This window comes from Methylocystis sp. JAN1 (genome assembly GCF_052186135.1).
Taxonomy (GTDB): domain Bacteria; phylum Pseudomonadota; class Alphaproteobacteria; order Rhizobiales; family Beijerinckiaceae; genus Methylocystis.
Genome location: NZ_CP181499.1, coordinates 3571410 through 3590593, shown reverse-complemented (window position 1 = coordinate 3590593; position 19184 = coordinate 3571410). Strand labels below are relative to the sequence as shown.

Here is a 19184-nt window from a genome sequence, read left to right as displayed (position 1 = left end):
GTCCGCTGGGCGATCGGCGCTCGCCAGTCTTGCGTGCGAGGCGGACCGTAGCCCACGGCCTCGCGCTGCTCGTTGAGCGTCAGAAACGCCGCCTTGCCGACGCGCTCCCATTCGGCCGCGCGCTCCGTCGCAAGCGCCTCCAGCCGGTCGGCGTTGTAGTCGAGGCGGAATTCGCCGAAACCCGGCCGCAGCCAGGCCTGGAAACTTTTCTGCAGGCGGGCGACGAGCGGGAGCACGGTCTGGCGCCAGAAGGCGCGATTGGCTTCGCTGTAATTGGCGAATGTGTTGTCGCCCGGCAGGCCGAGCAGCAGCGGCGGCACGCCGAAGGCGAGCGCGATCTCGCGCGCGGCGCCGGCCTTCGACTCGGTGAAGTCCATATCCTTTGGCGAAAGAGAGAGCGCCTTCCAGTCGAGCCCGCCTTCGAGCAGCAGCGCCTTAAAGGCTTTCGATCAGCGCCGCCCTCAATTTGTCCAAAAACAGCGAGGCGCCGGACTCTATCGAAATTCCCCCCGCAGCGCCCTTACTATTGTTCCACATATTGGCAAGTTCGGTTTCAGAATAGTCGGCGTTCAAAACGTCATCCAGGAAACCTTTCGCCGCAGATTTTTCTTCCGTGGAAAGCAGGCGGACGCTATCCTTGATCGCTTCATCAAAGCTTTCGTAGACAACATCCCAATCCTGGTGAAAGGTGCGAATCATCTTGTCGAAGGCGGGCGGGACATTCATGTTTCTGCTCATTCGTTGAAGGGAAAAGCCGTTATCAGCTTGAACCCGCGCGGTGATCGACGATCATGCCGCAAAACGACGGCAACCCATCTCGTGGCAAGAATTTCTGGCTCTCCCCTCGGGCTTGGAGCAAAAGCCTCTTTGCCAGTGATCGAATTGAAGAAGCGATCGATGCGAATGGTTTTTCCCTCACCAAGAGCGCCGGAGACGAGCTGTTCAATAATAGCTCTGTTCGCAGCTATGGTCGAGTTGATCAGCTTCTCAGCAGAGGTAAGGGAAAGGAATGAACCTGCACGAGGGGCTGCCGTGATAGGCCCGATGCTGAACCTTCCCTGTCGAACGCGATCTTTTAGAAACTGATCAGTCTTGGCGATATGTTTTTCTTTTACGTGGGCTGCGTCGGCCTCTTCAGCTAGAACGTCGATTGAGTAATTTTCGCTGTTGTCAGCCTGTGTGGTGGGGAAGCGGTCACCACTCTGTGTTTGAGCAACATTCGTTCCCGCCGCGCCCCCGCCTGCCGCCCATTGCCCGCTTTCGCGGCCAGACCCCGCCGGCACGCGCGGCTGATTGGGCGAGTAGCGGCGCTCCAAATCCCTCGCGCCGCCTTTGCCGAAAGCCGCGTCCTTCGGCGCCGGTCCGTAGCCCACCGCCTCGCGCTGCTCGTCGAGCGTGAGAAAATCCGCCTTGCCGACGCGCTCCCATTCGGCGGCGCGCTCGGCCGCGAGCGCCTCCAGCCGGTCGGCGTTGTAGTCGAGGCGGAAGTCGCTAAAACCCGGCCGCAGCCAGGCCTGGAAACTTTTCTGCACGCGCACGACGAGCGGGAGCACGGTCTGGCGCCAGAAGGCGCGATTTGGCTACATTTCTTGGCCCAGCGGCCCTGGGCGCCGGCGTTACCGTATATAAGGCCGCGTGATTACGTCACAGCTGTCATCGCGGATCAGGAGATTCTCTTCTCCGAAAACCTCCCAGAAAATCTCCGGGATCATCCGGATGAATTCCGAGCGGTCCTTGTTCCACTGGATCATGAATGCGGCCTTGGGAAGGAAGCCATATTCGGCGTCATCTTCCACCTCGTATGGGTCTGACGCTCTGACTTCGGATATCCAGAAATACGAAAGGACATCAGCGTATTTTTCGCGAGCCAGAGAAATACGCTCCTTTGTCTTCTCGGGCGGCAGCGCGCTGTCAAGAGCAAAGCAGATCGACATTTTTGAACCCTCAAAAGAGATAGTGCAGTTTGCCGTGTTGGTCGATCACCCAAAAGCGTTTCAAGCCAGGGATAGGAAAGGCGCGGAACTGTGCAAGAATTTGATCAATCGTAACGGGCGTGTCCATCAGGTTGATCAAAATATTATCTGCCTGGCCCTCATATATCTTTTTCTTTGCATAGCTCCAGATATTCCTTGTCCTGCTGCTAGCCGGTGCGAACGTATCAAAAACTTCGCCGTCGATCCGGAAATCCGGTTGTTTGACGCCTTGCGCATTCGAGCGCTGAGCGAGCTGTTCGACATTATGTCTGTTGAGCCAGACTATGTCAGCCGTGTCGTTCTCACGCGCTCGCCCACGATTGGTCGCCGCGTCGTCTCTTGTGCTCCCTTGCGCCCTTGGGCCGGTCAGACTTCTGAGCGACTCATCGCTTGGCGATTGATCGCCATATTTTTCCCGCAAGTGCTCCGCATAGCGCTCGTTCGCTTGCCGCGTCAGATCTTCGTTCCGGGCGATACGGCTTTCGATGTCGTTTGGATCGGACAGCGTCGGCTCCGGTTTCCACGACGGATCGATTTCCCTTACCCGCGTTTCGGCTTCGCGCGCGAGGTCGCGGGTCGTCTCCAGTCGATCGAGCTGCGACGCCGTGACGGAGCCCGGCTCATTCGCAACGCCGCGCCCCCTCTCGCCGCCACGGTTCTGCGCCAGTTGCACCGAGCCGCTGACGCCTTCGTTCGCAACGCGATCGACATTCCTCGCCCCGGCTACGCGATCGCCGATGCGTATGTCGCCGCCGCCATCGTTCTGCGACTCGCTTTGGCTTCCTCCGCCCCCGCCCCCGCCGCCCGCCGCCCATTGCCCGCTTTCGCGACCTGAACCCGCCGGCACGCGCGGCTGATTGGGCGAGTAACGTTGCTCCAGTCCCGCTCCGCCGCCTTTGCCGAAAGCCGCGTCCTTCGGCGCCGGGCCGTAGCCCACGGCCTCGCGCTGCTCGTCGAGCGTGAGGAAGCTCGCCTTGCCGACGCGCTCCCATTCGGCGGCGCGCTCGGCCGCAAGCGCCTCCAGGCGGTCGGCGTTGTAATCGAGGCGGAAGTCGCCGAAACCCGGCCGCAGCCAGGTCTGGAAACTTTTCTGCGCGCGCACGACGAGCGGCAGCACGGTCTGGCGCCAGAAGGCGCGATTGGCTTCGCTGTAATTGGCGAATGTGTTGTCGCCCGGCAGGCCGAGCAGCAGCGGCGGCACGCCGAAGGCGAGCGCGATCTCGCGCGCGGCGCCGGCTTTCGACTCGGCGAAATCCATGTCCTTCGGCGAGAGCGACAGCGCCTTCCAGTCGAGGCCGCCTTCGAGCAGCAGCGGGCGGCCGGCGTTCTCGGCGCCGGAGAAAGTCTCTTCGAGCTCCTGTTTCAGGCGGTCGAATTGCGCATCGGTGAGATGCGCGCCCTCCGGCCCCGCATAAACCAGCGCGCCGGACGGCCGCGCGGAATTGTCGAGCAGCGCCTTGTTCCAGAAGCTCGCGGCGTTGTGCGTGTCGAGCGCCACCTGCGCGGCGGCGAGCGGCGCGAAGCCGTAATAATCGTCGAGCGGATTGAAGAGCTTGATATGCAGGATCGGTTCGATCCCTTCGCCGCTAATCTCGTAGCGCGCCTCCCCGCCCATGGCGCGATAGACGAAAGCGGCCGGCCAGCCATTGCGGCCGGGTTCGACGCTTCAAGGCCGTGGAAAAAACCTCTCAAATCATCTTGGCGCTTTTTGTGCCAGGCGGGTCGATCGCAAATTCGATCTCGAAGCCCTCTGGTAGATTCGTTGAGCCGTGCACGAAGACAACAGCTCCCGTTATGCCGGCGTGCAACTCAACCGTCTCGGGATTTGACGTCATTTCGATGATTTGCGCTTGTATGGGCCGCAAGAGTCGAATTTCGTCGTTGTTTTGTATTGGTTGCATTTGTTTTCCTAATCAGGCGTTCCAATGATGAAAGTTATGTCTTGGAATTTGTCGATTTGGTATATGCATCGGACGTAAACGATCCGCCCGGTTGCCCCTCTTATGGTTGCCGCGAAGCAATCTCGTCTTCAAGCAATTTTAGCGTTCTCCTAAAAATGAAAACATAAGCAGGCTCTTGGTCGCCAGTTTTTGAACGGCCGAAGAACATCTTGGTCGGCTTTGTGCTCAACCAGAGAGCTTCGAGTTCCGTTGCCGCATCTTTCCCAGACAGGATGCCAGCTAAAAAGGTCCGCAATTGCTCGAGGCCGGTGATATCGAAATAGGACATTGATTCCCGGATAGCGGAATCCAGGCGGTTCTCAGCCTCTTCCAGATTTGCGCTATTGGCTCTTTCTCTGGTGAGCGCCACATCGAGCCCTACGCAAAATCCCTTAAATTCATCGGATGCTTGGATAGACATCAGATCTCCGTTAGTCGAAAATCGGGAATGCGGTGATAATCTGACCTGCCCCTGAGAAATTCCCCCAGAAGCGATTAGAGTCCGGGCTATTGCAGGACGGACGAGATGAAGAAGAAACGGTTCACGGAAGAGCAGATTATCGGGATTTTGCGGGAACAGGAGGCCGGCGCGAAAGCGGCTGATCTGGCGCGAAAATACGCGGTTTCGGAAACGACCCTCTACAATTGGAAGGCCAAGTTCGGGGGCATGGACGTCTCCGAGGCGAAGCGGCTGAAGGGGCTCGAGGAAGAGAACGCGCGCTTGAAGAAGCTCTTGGCGGATCAGATGCTTGAGTCGGCGGCGCTTCGGGAGCTTCTGTCAAAAAAATGGTAGGGCCCGCCGCCAAGCGCGAAGCCGTCGCGCACCTTTGGGCCGTCATGAGCCTGTCGGAGCGTCGGGCCTGTAACATCGTCGCCGTCGACCGTAAGACGGTCCGCTATGTTTCGAAGCGGCCGGCCGACACGGCGTTGCGCGCCAGACTGCGGGACCTCGCCAATGAGCGCCGGCGCTTCGGCTATCGGCGGCTGTTCGTTCTGCTGCGGCAGGAGGGTGAGCGGGCCGGCAAGAACCGCATCTACCGCCTCTATCGCGAGGAGGGGCTGACGGTGAGAAAGCGCCGAGCCCGCCGCCGCGCGGTCGGAGCTCGGGCGCCCATTCCGGTCGAGGCGCGGCCGAATGCGCGCTGGTCGCTCGACTTCGTGCATGACCAGTTCGCCTGTGGCCGGCGCTTCCGCATCCTCAATATCGTCGACGACGTGACGCGCGAATGCCTGGCGGCGATCCCGGACACCTCCATCTCCGGCCAGCGCGTGGCGCGGGAGCTTTCGGCGCTCATCAAGCGACGCGGCATACCCGGCATGATCATCTCCGACAACGGGACGGAGTTTACCTCGAACGCGGTTCTGTCGTGGACGAGCGAGAACAGGATCGAGTGGCGTTACATCGCGCCGGGGAAGCCGATGCAGAACGGATTCTGCGAGAGCTTCAACGGGCGCATGCGGGACGAACTCCTGAACGAGACGTTGTTCTTCGGGCTCGACCACGCGCGGGCGAAGATCGGCGCATGGACCCACGACTACAATCATCGTCGCCCGCATTCCGCTCTCGGCTACGCGACGCCAGCGGCCTTCGCGGCCAATCTCACCGCAACAGGCGACCGGCTGCGCAACCCTGACCAGCTCCGCCGATCGCCTGTTGCTACATTCGCGCCCTCGGGCGTATCAACCGCCAGGACTCAACTCGCCGCTGGATGAAAGCTTAGGGGCAGGTCAAATCGAATAACCCCTCTTTAAACGCTTATTATGAATAATGACGACCGCGGCGCCATAAGTCTCCCGGAAAAATATCGTAGCGTTACGTTTCCAAGGGTCTGGCGTATAGGCTTCCCTCCCGGTCGGAGAACCGAAGAACGCGTCGATCCTCACCGGCCGTATTATTCGGCCCGAAAGTACCTCTTCGACGATTTTCAGGTTCCTCGCGATTACCGAGTTTACGAGTTTGTTGGCGGCTTCGACAGAAGGAAACGATCCTGCGCGTGTGTCTCTTTCGCCTATCAACCACCAATGCTCTTTATAGGAGTCACGAATTCTATCGCGTAGCTGATTATCTGTCCTGCCGACGTGGTCACTTATTGCGTGGCCATAATAGGCGCCGCCTTCTTCGTCGCGGAGGTCGACGAGGAGATTGTCAGAAATTTGTTGAACGAGCGCGTCGCCGCCAGATGATTCGTCCAGTAGATTGACGCTACCGGAAAGCCCGCTTCCTTCTCCGCCGCCCGCCGCCCGCCGCCCATTGCCCGCTTTCGCGGCCCGACCCCGCCGGCACGCGCGGCTGGCTCGGCGAGTAGCGCCGCTCCAAATCCCTCGCGCCGCCTTTGCCGAAAATCGCGTCTTTCGGCGCTGGTCCGTAGCCCACCGCCTCGCGCTGCTCGTCGAGCGTCAGAAACGCCGCCTTGCCGACGCGTTCCCATTCGCTGACGCGCTCCGTCGCGAGCGCCTCCAGCCGGTCGGCGTTGTAGTCGAGGCGGAAGTCGCCAAAGCCCGGCCGCAGCCAGGCCTGGAAACTTTTCTGCACGCGCACGACGAGCGGCAGCACGGTCTGGCGCCAGAAGGCGCGATTGGCTTCGCTGTAATTGGCGAATGTGTTGTCGCCCGGCAGGCCGAGCAGCAGCGGCGGCACGCCGAAGGCGAGGGCGATCTCGCGCGCGGCGCCGGCCTTCGACTCGGCGAAGTCCATGTCCTTCGGCGAGAGCGACAGCGCCTTCCAGTCGAGCCCGCCTTCGAGCAGCAGCGGACGGCCGGCGTTCTCGGCGCCGGAGAAAGTCTCTTCGAGCTCCTGTTTCAGGCGGTCGAATTGCGCATCGGTGAGATGCGCGCCCTCCGGCCCCGCATAAACCAGCGCGCCGGACGGCCGCGCGGAATTGTCGAGCAGCGCCTTGTTCCAGAAGCTCGCGGCGTTGTGCGTGTCGAGCGCCACCTGCGCGGCGGCGAGCGGCGCGAAGCCGTAATAGTCGTCGAGCGGATTGAAGAGCTTGATATGCAGGATCGGTTCGATCCCTTCGCCGCTAATCTCGTAGCGCGCTTCCTCGCCCACGGCGCGATAGACGAAGGCGGCCGGCCAGCCATTGCGGCCGGGTTCGACGCTCATGCGGTCGGGGCGCAACGCGTATAGTTCGCGAAGCTCGCCGTCGAGCAGGACCGACTCCACATAGGCGTTGCCATAGAGCAACAGATTGGCGCAGATCGCCTCGATGAAGGAGACGCTCGTGTCCGTGGGATTTGGCCGCTCGATCAGCGCCAGCAGCGGATGGTCGAGCGCCTCTTCGCGCCCCTCATAGACGAGCCAGGGAACGGAAGCGGCCGCTTCCGCCACCATGCGCACGCAGCGATGGCAGACGGCGTTGCGCTCATAGCCCTCGCGCGTCAGCGCCGCGCTGTTGCGCGTCGTCCAAAGCGCGCCGCGAAGCGAATGCATGGCGAGGAGCTTCGCCGCGCGCGAGGCCTTTGCTTCGCGCACGTGCGCATGCGCGCCGAGAAGGCGCGAGAGAAATGCGGGCATGAAAGGGTCTCTTTGAAACGGAGGACGACTCCCTCTCCCGCTCGCGGGAGAGGGTGGCCCCTGCGTCAGCAGGGGTCGGGTGAGGGTTCGCCCTCATCCGTCACGCCTTCGGCGCGACACCTTCTCCCGCGGGCGGGAGAAGGGAAAAACAGCGGATTTGCTACATACGCCGCACGCGCGGCTCCGGCGCCTTGGGGGTCAAGGCGAGCGACGTCGCCGCCCAGACGAGTGCGTCGAGACGGTCCGGCGATCGGCCGGATGACAGGCCATCGGTCCCGAAGTCACACATTTCGTCTTCCAGTTCGGGCAGGGCGCCGACATGTTTCACGCGGCCCTGCTCATAAAGCTGGGCGACCGGCGCCGCGCGCAGATATTTTCCGCGCGTCGCGCGCACCATCGTCACCGGCGCGCTGGCGTCGGCTTCGTTCAGCACGGCGCGCACCATCTCGCCGCCCTGATTGACCTCCGCGACGAGCGCGTCGGCGGAGAGCTTGTGATAGAGCGCGATCGACGCCCGCGCCCATTGCGCCGGCCGCGCGGCTTCGAGCGTCGCGTCTTCGAGCACATAGATCGTTCCGGCGGCGTCCGCGCCGGCGGCGACGACGCCGCATTTATCCGCGCGCTTGCTCGATGTCGCCGGCGGGTCGACGGCCACGACGATGCGCGCCAGCGACGGCGCCTGCGTCACGCGCGCCGTCTCGATCATGTCGCGCGTCCACAGCGCGTCCTTGCGTTCCTCCACCATTTCGCCGTCGAGCTCCTGGCGCCCGAGCCGGGTCCCGGCATATTGCGCGACCACGCTTTCGAGAAAGGATGGCGCGAGATTGGCGGCGTTTTCACGCGTCAACGCGCGGGTCAGCGCCGTCGCGGGATGCGCGATGAGCTCCTTCAGGAGAGGCGTCGGCCGCGGCGTCGTGGTCACGAGCTGTCGCGGCCACTCGCCGAGGCGCAGGCCGAATTGCAGCATGTCCCATGTCTCCCTGGCGTAGCGCCATTTCGCGAGCTCGTCGCACCAGGCGGCGTGAAATTGCGGGCCGCGCAGGCTTTCGGGATCTTCCGCCGAAAAGGCCTGCGCGACGGCGCCCGTCTCCCACAGAAGGCGGCGTCGCGAACTTTCCCAACGCGGTCGGTCGCGCTTGCCGTGAATGGCGAGCAGGCCCGAAACGCCTTCGATCATCACGTCGCGCACATCGGCGGCGGTTTCGCCGATCAGCGCGATGCGGCCGGCGGGGCTCGCGCTGAATTGCTCACGCCCCAGCGCCAGGCCCTTCACCCATTCGGCTCCGGCGCGCGTCTTGCCGGCGCCGCGTCCGCCGAGAATGAGCCATTGCCGCCAGGGCAGGCCGCACGCCGCGCGGTCGGGCGGCCATTGGTCCTTGCGGGCGATGAATTCCCAATCGTTCAGGAGCCGCGCAAGCTCTCGCGCGGAGACATTCTCGATCGCTTCATCCAGGCGGCCCTCCGCCGCGCAGTCGCTCAAGCCGTCGAGCAAGCTCCGCGCGGAGTTCGGCCAATTCGCGGGGCGGCTCGTCGGCTCTGTCGTCATCGGGGCGCGTCGCGTCCTCTTTGGTCTCGTCGGCTTCGCGCCGCATGCGTTTGAGTTCGGCGAGCGTCTTCACCAACGTCGCCAATGCGCGCGCGCTCGCTTCGATCGTTTTCGGCGCCTGCTTCTCCAGCGCCGTCTCGACACGGGCGAATTCGCGCGCCACCGCGTCTTCGAGCTTCGGGATGAGCGCGTCGGGGTCGACGGGCGCCGGCGCCGACTTGGCCGGCCCGGATTTACGCGGGCAGACCGGAACGCGCTTCGGCCAGTCGTTCTTTTCGCGAAAGGCGAGGAACTGTTTGGCGCTCACGCCGAGAAGCGCCGTGATCTGCGCGATCGGCGCGCCGGCGTCGTAAAGGAGTTTCGCCTGCGCGATCTTCTCGCTGGCAGGCGGAGAGGTCTTTTGTCGCATGACTCGCCGCCTCGCCGCTTCTCGGTGAGGGAGAAGAGGCGACGCGCCCAATGTTCTGAGATGAAAATCGCCCCGACGCTCAAGCGCAATTGTGGAGCATGGGCTTTATCTACCCGACCAGCGTGCGGCTGTCAAGGAATAAAATCCCAATATTGTACTTTGCGTACCCACAGAGAGATTGATATGATGCGTCTAGATCAGCTTTTCAAAGTCATTTTCCCTGATCACGGCGGCATCGGCGGGATGATAACGGCTTACTTTGACGACAGCGGAACCCATGATTCCTCTGGTGTTGTCCTTGTCGCGGGCATTTATGGAACGGACGCACAGCTTCTCCGGCTAGACGCTGGATGGAGCGCGCTTCTATCCGACCCAATGTGTGGTTACAGACCGCCATTGAGTAGGTTTCACATGTACGATTGCTACAACTCTTTAGGAGAATTTTCTGGGTGGTCTAGGACTGAATCCGATTTCCTTGTTCATCGGTTGCAGACGGAAATCATCAATTCCGGCGTTCTTGCTTATGGCATCGCGGTCCCCCGCAATGAATGGGACGAGATGATCAAAGGATATTTGAGGCCGACGCTAGGAGGCCCGGAGGGCTTTTGCATAAGAAATTGTTTGCTTGTCCCTATTCAATGGGCGCTGAGCGAGCACGGTGATCGCGATGTTGCGTTTGTCTTTGATAATAGACCACGCGGGATCATGATCGATGCCCAGGCGGCGTTTGACGCTTTTCATGTCGCAATTGGGCGGCCTGAAGATGCTACCATAACTTTTGCGTCTTCTAAGAAGGTCAGACCACTGCAAGCGGCCGATTTAATCGCGTGGGAATTATATACCCACGCCATAAATTTCTATGAGACCGGAAACCCAGTTATGAAGCGCGATCAGTTGCGTAGGTTAGTTTCTGGTATTAGCAAATTCAGAGTGCAAATGCCGTCGCGAGAAAACATGCAACGCATTGTTGAACTATGGGCTCGGCACGATGAAAAAGACCTTGAGGCTTATGCGAGGCATTTCGAGAATTTCAACCCTGACGATCCTGATCATTCGAATTTTTCTTCACAATAATCTTCTCGAAAGCGGCTTCAAATGCACATTGGTCTTCATCCGCGCCAAGTTCCCGAGCGGTCTGAATGAACCGCTCGGATTGTTCCTTGTCCTCTAGCTTCGGTTCTTTCGGCTTGCGCGGAGCGCCGCCAGCTTTGGGCTTCTTACCCATTGTGCCTCACTGTGCACGAGTCGTTTGATAGGTGAGCCGCTTGCCGACGACGCCCTTGAGGGCGCGATCCGCGCGCTCCACGTCATCGCAACCGAGCTTCACGCGATTGTTATAGCGGAAATCGAACTCGGCAAGATAGCGATGCAGGTGCTTTTCCTTGCAGTACTGGTAGGTGCCGCGCATCCCGCGCTTGAAGATTGAGAAATAGCCCTCGACGCTGTTGGTGTTCACCTCGCCGCGCGCATATTCGCCGCGCGAGTGGACAACGGTTTCGCGAGACGCAACGTGGTTGGTCACTTCACCGTAGATGCGGCTCTCATCGGTATGCAGGCGGGTCTCGCGGTCAAGATTTTCAGAGACGATCTTGTTCACAGTGAGCTTGTCCGCGTGCTCAGCGTGGAAGGAGCGAACGGAACCGCCGCGCTCAACAAGCGAGATAATCACGCGCTTGTCAGCGGGGCCGCACTTGCCGCCCTTCACGGGCTTGTTCTTATTGCGGCCGAGGCGCGGCTTGGGTTGTTCGGTCTCCCAAAGATAGGTCTCATCAGCCTCGACAATGCCGCCGTTGCCGCCCAGCGGCGCAAGATCGCCGTCACGCATGGCCTCACGGATGCGATGCGACATGAACCACGCGGTTTTCAGAGTGACGCCCAGAGTGCGGTGAAGCTGGTTGGAGCTAATGCCCTTTTTCGAAGAGCACATAAGGAAGATCGCTTGCAGCCAAATCCGCATCGGGACATGGCTGGACTCGAAAATGGTCCCGACCTTCACAGTGAACGGCTTGCGGCACTGGTAGCACTTGTAAACGCCGATGCGGGTGCTTTTCCCCTGCATTTTCGAAATGCGCTCTACCCCGCCGCAATGAGGGCAGATAGGATTATTTCCCCAAATCCGAGCCTCAACCCAAGCGTAGGCGGCTTCTTCGTTGTGGAAGTGAGGGGCGTTAAGAACCGACATGACCAATCTCCTATGCATAACAACCTACTTAGGGAAGATGGGTATGTCAAGTATAATATTGGGAATAAAATCCTCACAAAAGAAAAAAGTCCGAAAAAGCGGAGCCGTGGCCGAGCCGCTTTCCTTTTTGCGACGATACGCGCTAATTCCCCCTCGCCCCGCGCGCGGGGACAGAAATCCAACGGCGGGGCCATCGGGAAAATGAACGTTCTTCTCATCGGATCGGGCGGGCGCGAGCACGCCATGGCCAATGCGCTGGCGAAAAGCCCGCTTCTTACCCGGCTCTTTGTCGCGCCCGGCAATCCGGGGACAGCGCGCCTCGGTTACAATGTCGATCTCGACGCCGGCGACCATGGCGCCGTCATCCGGTTCTGCCGCGAGATGGGCGTCGCGCTCGTCGTCATCGGGCCGGAGCAGCCGCTGATCGGCGGTCTGGTCGATGCTTTGACCCGGGCCGAAATACTCGCCTTCGGGCCGACGCAGGCGGCGGCGCAGCTCGAGGGCTCCAAGGGCTTCACAAAGGATCTTTGCCGCGAATATGGCATCCCCACCGCTGCTTATGAGCGCTTCTCCGACAGGGAGAAGGCGTTCGCCTATCTGCGCGAGAAGGGCGCGCCTATCGTGGTGAAGGCGGACGGGCTTGCGGCCGGCAAGGGCGTCGTCGTGGCGACGACGCTAGAAGAGGCCGAGCGCGCGGTCGAGGCGATGTTCGCCGGCCTTTTCGGCCAATCGGGGGCCGAGGTTGTGATCGAGGAATTTCTCGAAGGCGAGGAGGCGTCCTTCTTCGCGATTTGCGACGGAACGCGCGCCGTTCCCTTCGGCGCCGCCCAGGATCACAAGCGCGTCGGCGACGGCGATACGGGGCCGAATACGGGCGGCATGGGCGCTTATTCGCCGGCCTCCGTCGTGACGCCACAGATCGAGGCCAAAGTGATGGCCGGGATCATCGAGCCGACCATGCGCGCGATGCAAGAGAAGGGCGCGCCCTTCAAGGGCGTGCTCTATGCGGGGCTGATGCTGACGAAGGACGGCCCCCAGCTCATCGAATACAACAACCGCTTCGGCGATCCGGAGGCGCAGGTCATCCTGCCGCGCCTCGAAGAGGATCTGCTGGCGATCATGCTCGCGGCGGCGCGCGGCGCGCTAAGCGATGCGCGCCCGCGGTTCTCCGACCGCGCCGCGCTGACGGTCGTGCTGGCGGCGAAAGGGTATCCGGGCACGCCGCTGACCGGCTCGGAGATCAAGGGCGTCGAAAGGGCCGAGGCGATGGCCGATGTCGTCGTGACGCACGCCGGCACGCGCGCCGATGGCAAGCGTTTGCTGGCGGCGGGTGGACGCGTGCTGAACGTCACCGCTCTTGGCGGCGGCGTCGCAGAGGCGCAGGCCAAGGCCTATGCGGCGGTCGACGCGATCGACTGGCCGGGCGGCTTCTGCCGGCGCGACATTGGCTGGCGGGAGGTCGCGCGGGAGCGGGGCGCGTAACCTTTCTCCCGCTCGCCTCCGGACCGCGCGCCTTCAGGCGCCCTCAGTTTGTCGACAAACTTCCCAAGGCGGCCTCCGCGCTGAGGGAAGAAGCCCCTCATGCCGAGGAGCTTGCGCGGCAAGCGTCTCGAAGCGCGAGGGGCGCCGTCGCTACTTTGTCAGCAGCCTACGCGCGCCTTCAGGGCTCGCTTTCCTTTCGCGAGCCCTGAAGGCTCGCGCTCCATTTGCTCGCCTACTTCCTCGCGCCTCGCGCCGCGCGCTTGGCGAGCGTCCTCAGCCGCAGCGCGTTGAGCTTGATGAAGCCTTCCGCGTCGCGCTGGTCGTAAGTCCCGCCCTCCTCAAAGGTCACGAGGTCTTGGTCGTAGAGCGACCACGGGCTTTCGCGGCCCACCAGCGTCGCGGAGCCCTTGTAGAGCTTCAGCCGCACCGTTCCCTCGACATGCTCCTGGCTCCTGTCGATGGCGGCCTGCAGCATTTCGCGCTCGGGCGAGAACCAGAAGCCGTTATAGATCAGCTCCGCATAGCGCGGCATCAGCTCGTCCTTGAGATGCGCGGCGCCGCGGTCGAGCGTGATGCTTTCAATGCCGCGATGGGCGACGAGCAGGATTGTCCCCCCGGGCGTCTCATACATGCCGCGCGACTTCATTCCGACGAAACGGTTCTCGACGAGATCGAGACGGCCAACGCCATGCTTGCGGCCGAGATCGTTGAGGCGGGCGAGCAGCGTCGCGGGGGAAAGCGCCTCGCCATTGATCGAAACGGCGTCTCCCTTTGCAAAGCCGATCGTAATGTATTCCGGCTCGTTCGGCGCGTCCTCGGGATGGCCGGTGCGCGAATAGACGTAATCAGGCGTCTCCTGCGCCGGATCTTCCAGCACCTTGCCTTCCGACGAAGTATGCAAAAGATTTGCGTCGGTGGAGAAAGGCGCCTCGCCGCGCTTGTCCCTGGCGATCGGGATCTGGTGGGCTTCCGCAAAATTGATGAGGTCGGTGCGGGACTGGAAATCCCATTCGCGCCAGGGGGCGATCACGGTGATGTCGGGCTCCAGCGCGTAATAGCCGAGTTCGAAGCGCACCTGGTCGTTGCCCTTGCCGGTCGCGCCGTGGCAGACCGCGTCCGCGCCCATCTTGCGGGCGATTTCGATCTGCTTCTTGGCGATCAGCGGGCGCGCGATGGAGGTGCCCAGCAGATAGAGCCCCTCATAGACGGCGTTGGCGCGAAACATCGGGAAGACATAGTCGCGCACGAATTCCTCGCGCAGGTCCTCGATGAAGATGTTCTCCGGCTTCACGCCGAGCAGCAGCGCTTTCTCCCGCGCGGGCGCCAACTCCTCGCCCTGGCCGAGATCGGCCGTGAAGGTGACGACCTCCGCGCCATAAGTCGTCTGTAGCCATTTGAGGATGATGGAAGTGTCGAGGCCGCCGGAATAGGCGAGGACGACCTTCTTGATGTCTTTCTTGGCGCGGGTCATGTCTGGCTCGGGGTGGTTGCTGGATTGGCGCCGTTATAAACGGGCCGCCGCCGCGCGCAAGCGCGCCGCCTTGGCCCGATGGCCAGGTTTGTGCGCCTCCCGCGCGGCGGCCTCGTCTTTCGGCCGGGGGCCCGCTAGAATAGATTCATGAGCAGCCATCCGCCGCACGATACGGCCAAAATCGCGGGGCTTACCCCGGCGCGCCGCCGCGCGCTCGATGTTCTGACGCAGGCCAATCGACCCGTCGGGGCCTATGAGATGATCGACCTCATGGCCGGCGCCGACGGCAAGCGCCCGGCCCCGGTCTCGGTCTATCGCGCGCTGGCCTTCCTGCTCGACAACGGCCTCGCGCACCGGCTTGAATCGAAAAACGCCTTCGTCGTCTGCGGCCATTCGCACGGGGCCGAGGAGCCGGTCGTCTTCCTGATTTGCGAGCAGTGCGGCGAAGTGAAGGAGGCGACGTCGGCGGGGCTTGCGCGGGAGCTTGCCAGCCTTGCGGCCGACGCCGGCTTCAAGGCGCGCACGCGCGTCGTGGAGATCGCCGGCCGCTGCGCGCGCTGCGCCGGCGCCTGACGATGGGCAACGCGGCTCCCGATCCTCGCGTCGCCGCCTTGCGCGGTCTTTTCATTCTCGCCTTCGCTTTTTTCGCCGCGCTCGCTTTCGCTGCGCCCACCTATCCCGAGCTCACCGGCCGCGTCGTCGATCAGGCGGACATCTTGCAGCCTTCGACCAAGGCGGGATTGCAGTCGAAGCTGCGCGACCTGGAAGACAAGTCCAGCATCCAGTTCGTCGTCGCGACGATCAAGTCGCTGGAGGGCTACGACATCGAGACCTACGCCAACGGCCTTTTCCGCTACTGGAAGCTTGGAGAGGCGAAAAAGAACAACGGCGTTCTCTTTTTGATCGCGCCCAATGAGCGCAAGATGCGCATTGAGGTCGGCTATGGGCTTGAGGGCGTACTCACCGACGCGCTCTCCAAGGTCATCATCGCCAGCGCCGTGACGCCGAAATTCAAAGCGAGCGATTTCAACGCCGGAATCGAAAACGGAGTCGCGGGCGTCATCGAAATTCTGAGCGGCGACAAATCGGAATGGACGAAAAAGCTGCCGCCGCAGCCCTCCGCATTCGAGGATATGCTGCCGCTCCTCATTTTCGCGCTGTTCATCTTCATCTTCATCATGATGGCGCGTAGCGCCGGCCGTCCGACAAATTATCGCCGCTACCGCCGCGGCGGGCCGCCGATCATCATCCTGCCGCCGAGCGGCGGCGGCTGGAGCGACAGCGGCTGGTCGGGCGGCGGCTCGTCCTGGGGCGGCGGCGACGGCGGGGGCGGGGGCTTTGACAGCTTTTCCGGCGGCGGCGGGTCGTCGGGGGGCGGCGGTGCGTCGGGGGATTGGTGATGCGGCTCAGCGAGCAGGATCTCGAACGCATCGCCGCGGCGGTCGGCGAAGCCGAAAAGCAAACCTCCGGCGAGATCGTCTGCGCGCTCTCCCGCCGCGCCTCGGACTACGCCTATGTGCCGCCGCTCTGGGCGGCCTTCTTCGCGCTCGTCTCGCCCTGGCCGCTCGCGGAATTCACCGACCTCTCCGCCAAGACGATCTACGCCGCGCAGATCGGGGTCTTCATGCTGGTGGCGCTCATCGTCTGGTGGGCGCCGATCCGCCTCGCTCTGACCCCGCGCCTCGTCAAAAGACGCCGCGCGGAACGCGCCGCCATCGAGCAGTTCTTCACGCGGGGCGTCGCAGGGACCAAGGGCCGCACGGGCGTGCTGATCTTCGTCTCCTTCGCCGAGCATTACGCCCGCATCATCGCCGATGAGGGGTTGACCGGAAAAATCTCGGACGAGGAATGGAAGGCGGCGCTGGAGCCTTTGCTGACCTGCCTTGGGCGGGGGCGCTGCGCGGAAGGCTTCGTCGCGGCGATCGAGGAATGCGCCCGGCTGCTCGCCCGGGTGGCGCCGCCGGGGGCGGAGGGGGATGAGCTGCCGGACAAGGTCTATGTCAGCTAGAGGGAAAGTGTCTTTTCAAAAAAGCATTTGTCGCTAAAGCCATTGTTACTTCAACCGATCGGCTTATCTATCGAGATGGGTTTCCGCCGGCCAACCTTGCTGTCTCGCATTGCGCGCCGGCTCGCGACTTGGTCCGGTTCTGATGTCCGTGTAAACCCGCAGAGTTAGGCCTTTTCGTACAGTAAAAGGCGGCGCGACAAAAGGCGGCCCTACACCCCTCAAATCGGCGGAAGGCTCCGCTGTAATACCCAATGACCGACATCGCTGAGCAAATCAGAAGTAAGATATTGGAGTGGCAGCAACAGCGCGCCGCCGTCGTTTCGGAGCAGTCGAAACAAATTATCGTCGCCGCTGTGAGCGCAATCTCCTATGATCCGCATCCGGGCTGGCGTTTGCCCGTCGAGATGACGCCGTGGCCCTCCGTGGGCGAGGGTCTTCGCGAAGTGCAACAGGACGCCATCAACAAGCTGCCCGATCTGCTGGATGAAGTGGCGAGACTGTCGCCGAGAGGCCCGAGCATCAACGCTTTCGTCTTGCTGCACGCCGCGTCCGATATCCTGGACAAAATTTGCCCGTTCGATAAGGGCCGATAGCTACTCATCGCGCCAAAAGGCCACGCTCTAGCCTGACCGGGTAACGCCTCGTCGGCTCCTCCGGGGGTGGATGGGGCTCAGCCTTCCAAATTCGCGCGCCATGGGCTAAAACCCGCCGCATCGCAACATAAGTCGCCGCCGCGTCGTCCGGGCCTCCCCGCCCGAGACCGGGTCGCGGCTGTTTCATCGAAAGCCGCCATGCAGCTGCGCAATATCGCCATCATCGCTCACGTCGACCACGGCAAGACCACGCTCGTCGACTGCCTCCTGCGTCAGTCGGGCGCTTTCCGCGAGAACCAGCGCGTCGCCGAGCGCGTGATGGATTCGAACGATCTCGAAAAAGAACGCGGCATCACCATCATGGCCAAGGCGACGTCGATCGCCTGGAAGGGATTTCGCGTCAATATCGTCGATACGCCCGGCCACGCCGATTTCGGCGGCGAGGTGGAGCGCATCCTCTCCATGGTCGACAGCGCCATCGTCCTCGTCGACGCCGCGGAAGGCCCCATGCCGCAGACGAAATTCGTCGTCGGCAAAGCGCTGAAGATCGGGCTCAAGCCGATCGTCTGCATCAACAAGGTCGACAAGCCGGACGCGCGCATTTCCGAAGTCGTCAACGAAGTCTTCGACCTCTTCGCCGCGCTCGACGCCACCGACGAGCAACTCGACTTCCCGATCATCTATGGTTCCGCCAAGCAGGGCTGGATGGCCGAGGAGCCGGAAGGCCCCAAGGACGACATGTCGCCTCTGCTCGACCTCGTCGTGAAGCACACGCCCGCGCCCAAGGTTGAGGAAGGCGGCTTCCGCATGCTCGGCACGCTGCTCGAGGCGAACCCCTATCTCGGCCGCATCATCACCGGCCGCGTTTTTTCCGGCAGCGTGAAGCCCAACCAGCCGGTCAAGGTGCTGGACCGCTCCGGCAAGGTCGTCGAGCAGGGCCGCGTCTCGAAAATTCTCGCTTTTCGCGGCATTGAACGCCAGCCGATCGACGAGGCGGAGGCGGGCGATATCGTCGCCATTGCGGGCCTGGAGAAATTCAACGTCGCCGACACGCTGTGCGCGCTGGACGTAGACGAGCCGCTACAGGCGCAGCCGATCGATCCGCCGACGCTTTCCATGACCTTCCTCGTCAATGACAGCCCGCTCGCCGGCACGGAGGGCGACAAGGTTACGAGCCGCATGATCCGGGCGCGGCTCTACAAGGAAGCCGAGGGCAATGTCGCGCTGCGCGTCGAGGATTCGCCTCAGGGCGACGCCTACATCGTCTCGGGTCGCGGCGAATTGCAGCTCGGCATCCTGATCGAGAACATGCGACGCGAGGGCTTCGAGCTCGGCGTCTCGCGTCCGCAGGTGGTGTTCAAGAAAGACGAGAACGGCGACATTCTCGAGCCGATCGAGGAAGTCGTCATCGACGTCGACGAGGAGCATTCGGGCGTCGTCGTGCAGAAGATGGCCGAGCGCAAGGCCGAGATGGTCGAGATGCGCCCTTCCGGCGGCGGGCGCCTGCGCCTCGTCTTCTACGCCCCGACCCGCGGCCTCATCGGCTATCAGGGCGAGCTTCTGACCGACACCCGCGGCACGGCGATCATGAATCGACTGTTCCACGAATATGCGCCGCATCGCGGCGCGATTCAGGGTCGTCGCAACGGCGTGCTGATCTCCAACGATCAGGGCGAGGCGGTGGCCTACGCCATGTGGAAGCTCGAAGATCGTGGGCCGATGATGATCGAGCCCGGCTGGAAGGTCTATCGCGGCATGATCGTCGGCGAGCATACGCGCGACAACGATCTTGAAATCAACGTGCTCAAGGGCAAGCAGCTCACCAATATCCGCACGCAGTCCAAGGACGAGGCGGTGCGCCTGACGCCGCCGATCCAGATGACGCTCGAAAAGGCGCTGGCCTATATCGAGGACGACGAGCGCGTGGAAGTCACGCCGAAGTCCATTCGCCTGCGCAAGGTCTATCTCGATCCGAACGACCGCAAGAAGTTCGGCAAGAAGGCCGGCGCGCTGGTGGAGTGATCCCCTCCCTCTCCCCGCTCGCGGGGGCTTGCGGGGAGAGG

General features: G+C 62.5%; 21 protein-coding genes and 2 pseudogenes. 8 read left to right on the top strand and 15 right to left on the bottom strand.

Features of this window, described 5'->3' with window-relative positions; translation table 11 throughout:
* Positions 1-41: 41 nt before the first annotated feature.
* From ACNHKD_RS17185 to ACNHKD_RS17150, 8 genes and pseudogenes are all read right to left on the bottom strand, one after another.
* Positions 42-443: pseudogene (locus ACNHKD_RS17185) on the bottom strand (phage portal protein); the annotation flags it as partial.
* The gene (locus ACNHKD_RS17180; RefSeq protein ID WP_442754702.1) at positions 436-726 is read right to left on the bottom strand and encodes a hypothetical protein; all 291 of its coding nucleotides are present in this window, start codon (positions 724-726) and stop codon (positions 436-438) included. The pseudogene ACNHKD_RS17185 and the gene ACNHKD_RS17180, both read right to left, overlap by 8 nt.
* Before the next feature lie 8 nt (positions 727-734).
* Positions 735-1553, bottom strand: coding sequence for an RNase A-like domain-containing protein (locus ACNHKD_RS17175; protein ID WP_442754701.1), 819 nt, complete (start codon positions 1551-1553; stop codon positions 735-737).
* Between the two features lie 63 nt (positions 1554-1616).
* Positions 1617-1934: a hypothetical protein gene (locus ACNHKD_RS17170; RefSeq protein ID WP_442754700.1), complete on the bottom strand. Its 318-nt coding sequence runs from the start codon at positions 1932-1934 to the stop codon at positions 1617-1619.
* 10 nt (positions 1935-1944) lie between these two features.
* Positions 1945-2646, bottom strand: a complete 702-nt coding sequence (locus ACNHKD_RS17165) for a hypothetical protein (RefSeq protein ID WP_442756924.1) — start codon at positions 2644-2646, stop codon at positions 1945-1947.
* Between the two features lie 249 nt (positions 2647-2895).
* Positions 2896-3636 (bottom strand): annotated as a pseudogene (locus ACNHKD_RS17160) (phage portal protein); the annotation flags it as partial.
* A gap of 25 nt (positions 3637-3661) precedes the next feature.
* Positions 3662-3874 carry a hypothetical protein gene (locus ACNHKD_RS17155; protein WP_442754699.1) on the bottom strand — a complete coding sequence of 71 codons (213 nt, stop codon included), beginning with the start codon at positions 3872-3874 and terminating at the stop codon, positions 3662-3664.
* A 100-nt stretch (positions 3875-3974) separates the two neighbouring features.
* Complete coding sequence (locus ACNHKD_RS17150) at positions 3975-4334, bottom strand: hypothetical protein (protein ID WP_442754698.1); 360 nt, start codon at positions 4332-4334, stop codon at positions 3975-3977.
* Positions 4335-4439: 105 nt separating this feature from the next.
* Here ACNHKD_RS17150 and ACNHKD_RS17145 point away from each other — a divergent pair.
* Positions 4440-5626, top strand: a protein-coding gene (locus ACNHKD_RS17145) for an IS3 family transposase (RefSeq protein ID WP_442754697.1) whose coding sequence is annotated in 2 segments (ribosomal slippage) — positions 4440-4692 and positions 4692-5626 — 1188 coding nt in all. Because the reading frame shifts where the segments join, the coding sequence is not laid out codon by codon here.
* A 15-nt stretch (positions 5627-5641) separates the two neighbouring features.
* Here ACNHKD_RS17145 and ACNHKD_RS17140 read toward each other — a convergent pair.
* The 4 genes from ACNHKD_RS17140 to ACNHKD_RS17125 all read right to left on the bottom strand — a co-directional run bounded on the left by ACNHKD_RS17140 (position 5642) and on the right by ACNHKD_RS17125 (position 9385).
* Positions 5642-6004 (bottom strand): RNase A-like domain-containing protein, encoded by a 363-nt coding sequence (locus ACNHKD_RS17140; protein WP_442756923.1) that lies wholly within the window; start codon positions 6002-6004, stop codon positions 5642-5644.
* Between the two features lie 112 nt (positions 6005-6116).
* On the bottom strand, positions 6117-7430 hold the full coding sequence (locus tag ACNHKD_RS17135; protein ID WP_442754696.1) for a phage portal protein: 1314 nt from the start codon (positions 7428-7430) through the stop codon (positions 6117-6119).
* Between the two features lie 160 nt (positions 7431-7590).
* Positions 7591-8910, bottom strand: a complete 1320-nt coding sequence (locus ACNHKD_RS17130; protein WP_442754695.1) for a DNA-packaging protein — start codon at positions 8908-8910, stop codon at positions 7591-7593.
* Positions 8876-9385, bottom strand: coding sequence for a hypothetical protein (locus ACNHKD_RS17125; RefSeq protein ID WP_442754694.1), 510 nt, complete (start codon positions 9383-9385; stop codon positions 8876-8878). The genes ACNHKD_RS17130 and ACNHKD_RS17125 overlap by 35 nt, the downstream gene beginning before the upstream one ends.
* A 183-nt stretch (positions 9386-9568) precedes the next feature.
* Between ACNHKD_RS17125 and ACNHKD_RS17120 the strand changes: the two genes are divergently transcribed.
* Complete coding sequence (locus tag ACNHKD_RS17120; RefSeq protein ID WP_442754693.1) at positions 9569-10459, top strand: DUF3800 domain-containing protein; 891 nt, start codon at positions 9569-9571, stop codon at positions 10457-10459.
* Here ACNHKD_RS17120 and ACNHKD_RS17115 read toward each other — a convergent pair.
* Both ACNHKD_RS17115 and ACNHKD_RS17110 read right to left on the bottom strand, forming a co-directional pair.
* A complete protein-coding gene (locus tag ACNHKD_RS17115; RefSeq protein WP_442754692.1) occupies positions 10416-10610 on the bottom strand; it encodes a hypothetical protein in 195 nt (64 codons plus the stop codon). The two genes, ACNHKD_RS17120 and ACNHKD_RS17115, sit on opposite strands and share 44 nt — an antisense overlap.
* A gap of 6 nt (positions 10611-10616) precedes the next feature.
* Positions 10617-11567, bottom strand: a complete 951-nt coding sequence (locus tag ACNHKD_RS17110) for an IS1595 family transposase (protein ID WP_442754691.1) — start codon at positions 11565-11567, stop codon at positions 10617-10619.
* Positions 11568-11768: 201 nt separating this feature from the next.
* On the opposite strand from ACNHKD_RS17110, the gene purD reads away from it, so the two are divergent.
* A complete protein-coding gene (gene purD, locus ACNHKD_RS17105; RefSeq protein WP_442754690.1) occupies positions 11769-13049 on the top strand; it encodes a phosphoribosylamine--glycine ligase in 1281 nt (426 codons plus the stop codon).
* Positions 13050-13281: 232 nt separating this feature from the next.
* Here the strand turns inward: purD and ACNHKD_RS17100 are convergent, their stop codons facing one another.
* Positions 13282-14520 carry an argininosuccinate synthase gene (locus tag ACNHKD_RS17100; protein ID WP_442754689.1) on the bottom strand — a complete coding sequence of 413 codons (1239 nt, stop codon included), beginning with the start codon at positions 14518-14520 and terminating at the stop codon, positions 13282-13284.
* Between the two features lie 147 nt (positions 14521-14667).
* Between ACNHKD_RS17100 and ACNHKD_RS17095 the strand changes: the two genes are divergently transcribed.
* The 5 genes from ACNHKD_RS17095 to typA all read left to right on the top strand — a co-directional run bounded on the left by ACNHKD_RS17095 (position 14668) and on the right by typA (position 19143).
* Positions 14668-15093, top strand: a complete 426-nt coding sequence (locus ACNHKD_RS17095) for a transcriptional repressor (protein WP_442754688.1) — start codon at positions 14668-14670, stop codon at positions 15091-15093.
* Positions 15094-15095: 2 nt separating this feature from the next.
* On the top strand, positions 15096-15920 hold the full coding sequence (locus tag ACNHKD_RS17090; protein ID WP_442754687.1) for a TPM domain-containing protein: 825 nt from the start codon (positions 15096-15098) through the stop codon (positions 15918-15920).
* Positions 15920-16528 carry a TPM domain-containing protein gene (locus tag ACNHKD_RS17085; protein ID WP_442754686.1) on the top strand — a complete coding sequence of 203 codons (609 nt, stop codon included), beginning with the start codon at positions 15920-15922 and terminating at the stop codon, positions 16526-16528. The genes ACNHKD_RS17090 and ACNHKD_RS17085 overlap by 1 nt, the downstream gene beginning before the upstream one ends.
* A gap of 251 nt (positions 16529-16779) precedes the next feature.
* Positions 16780-17121, top strand: a complete 342-nt coding sequence (locus ACNHKD_RS17080) for a hypothetical protein (protein ID WP_442754685.1) — start codon at positions 16780-16782, stop codon at positions 17119-17121.
* A gap of 198 nt (positions 17122-17319) precedes the next feature.
* Complete coding sequence (typA, locus tag ACNHKD_RS17075) at positions 17320-19143, top strand: translational GTPase TypA (RefSeq protein ID WP_442754684.1); 1824 nt, start codon at positions 17320-17322, stop codon at positions 19141-19143.
* Positions 19144-19184: the final 41 nt, after the last annotated feature.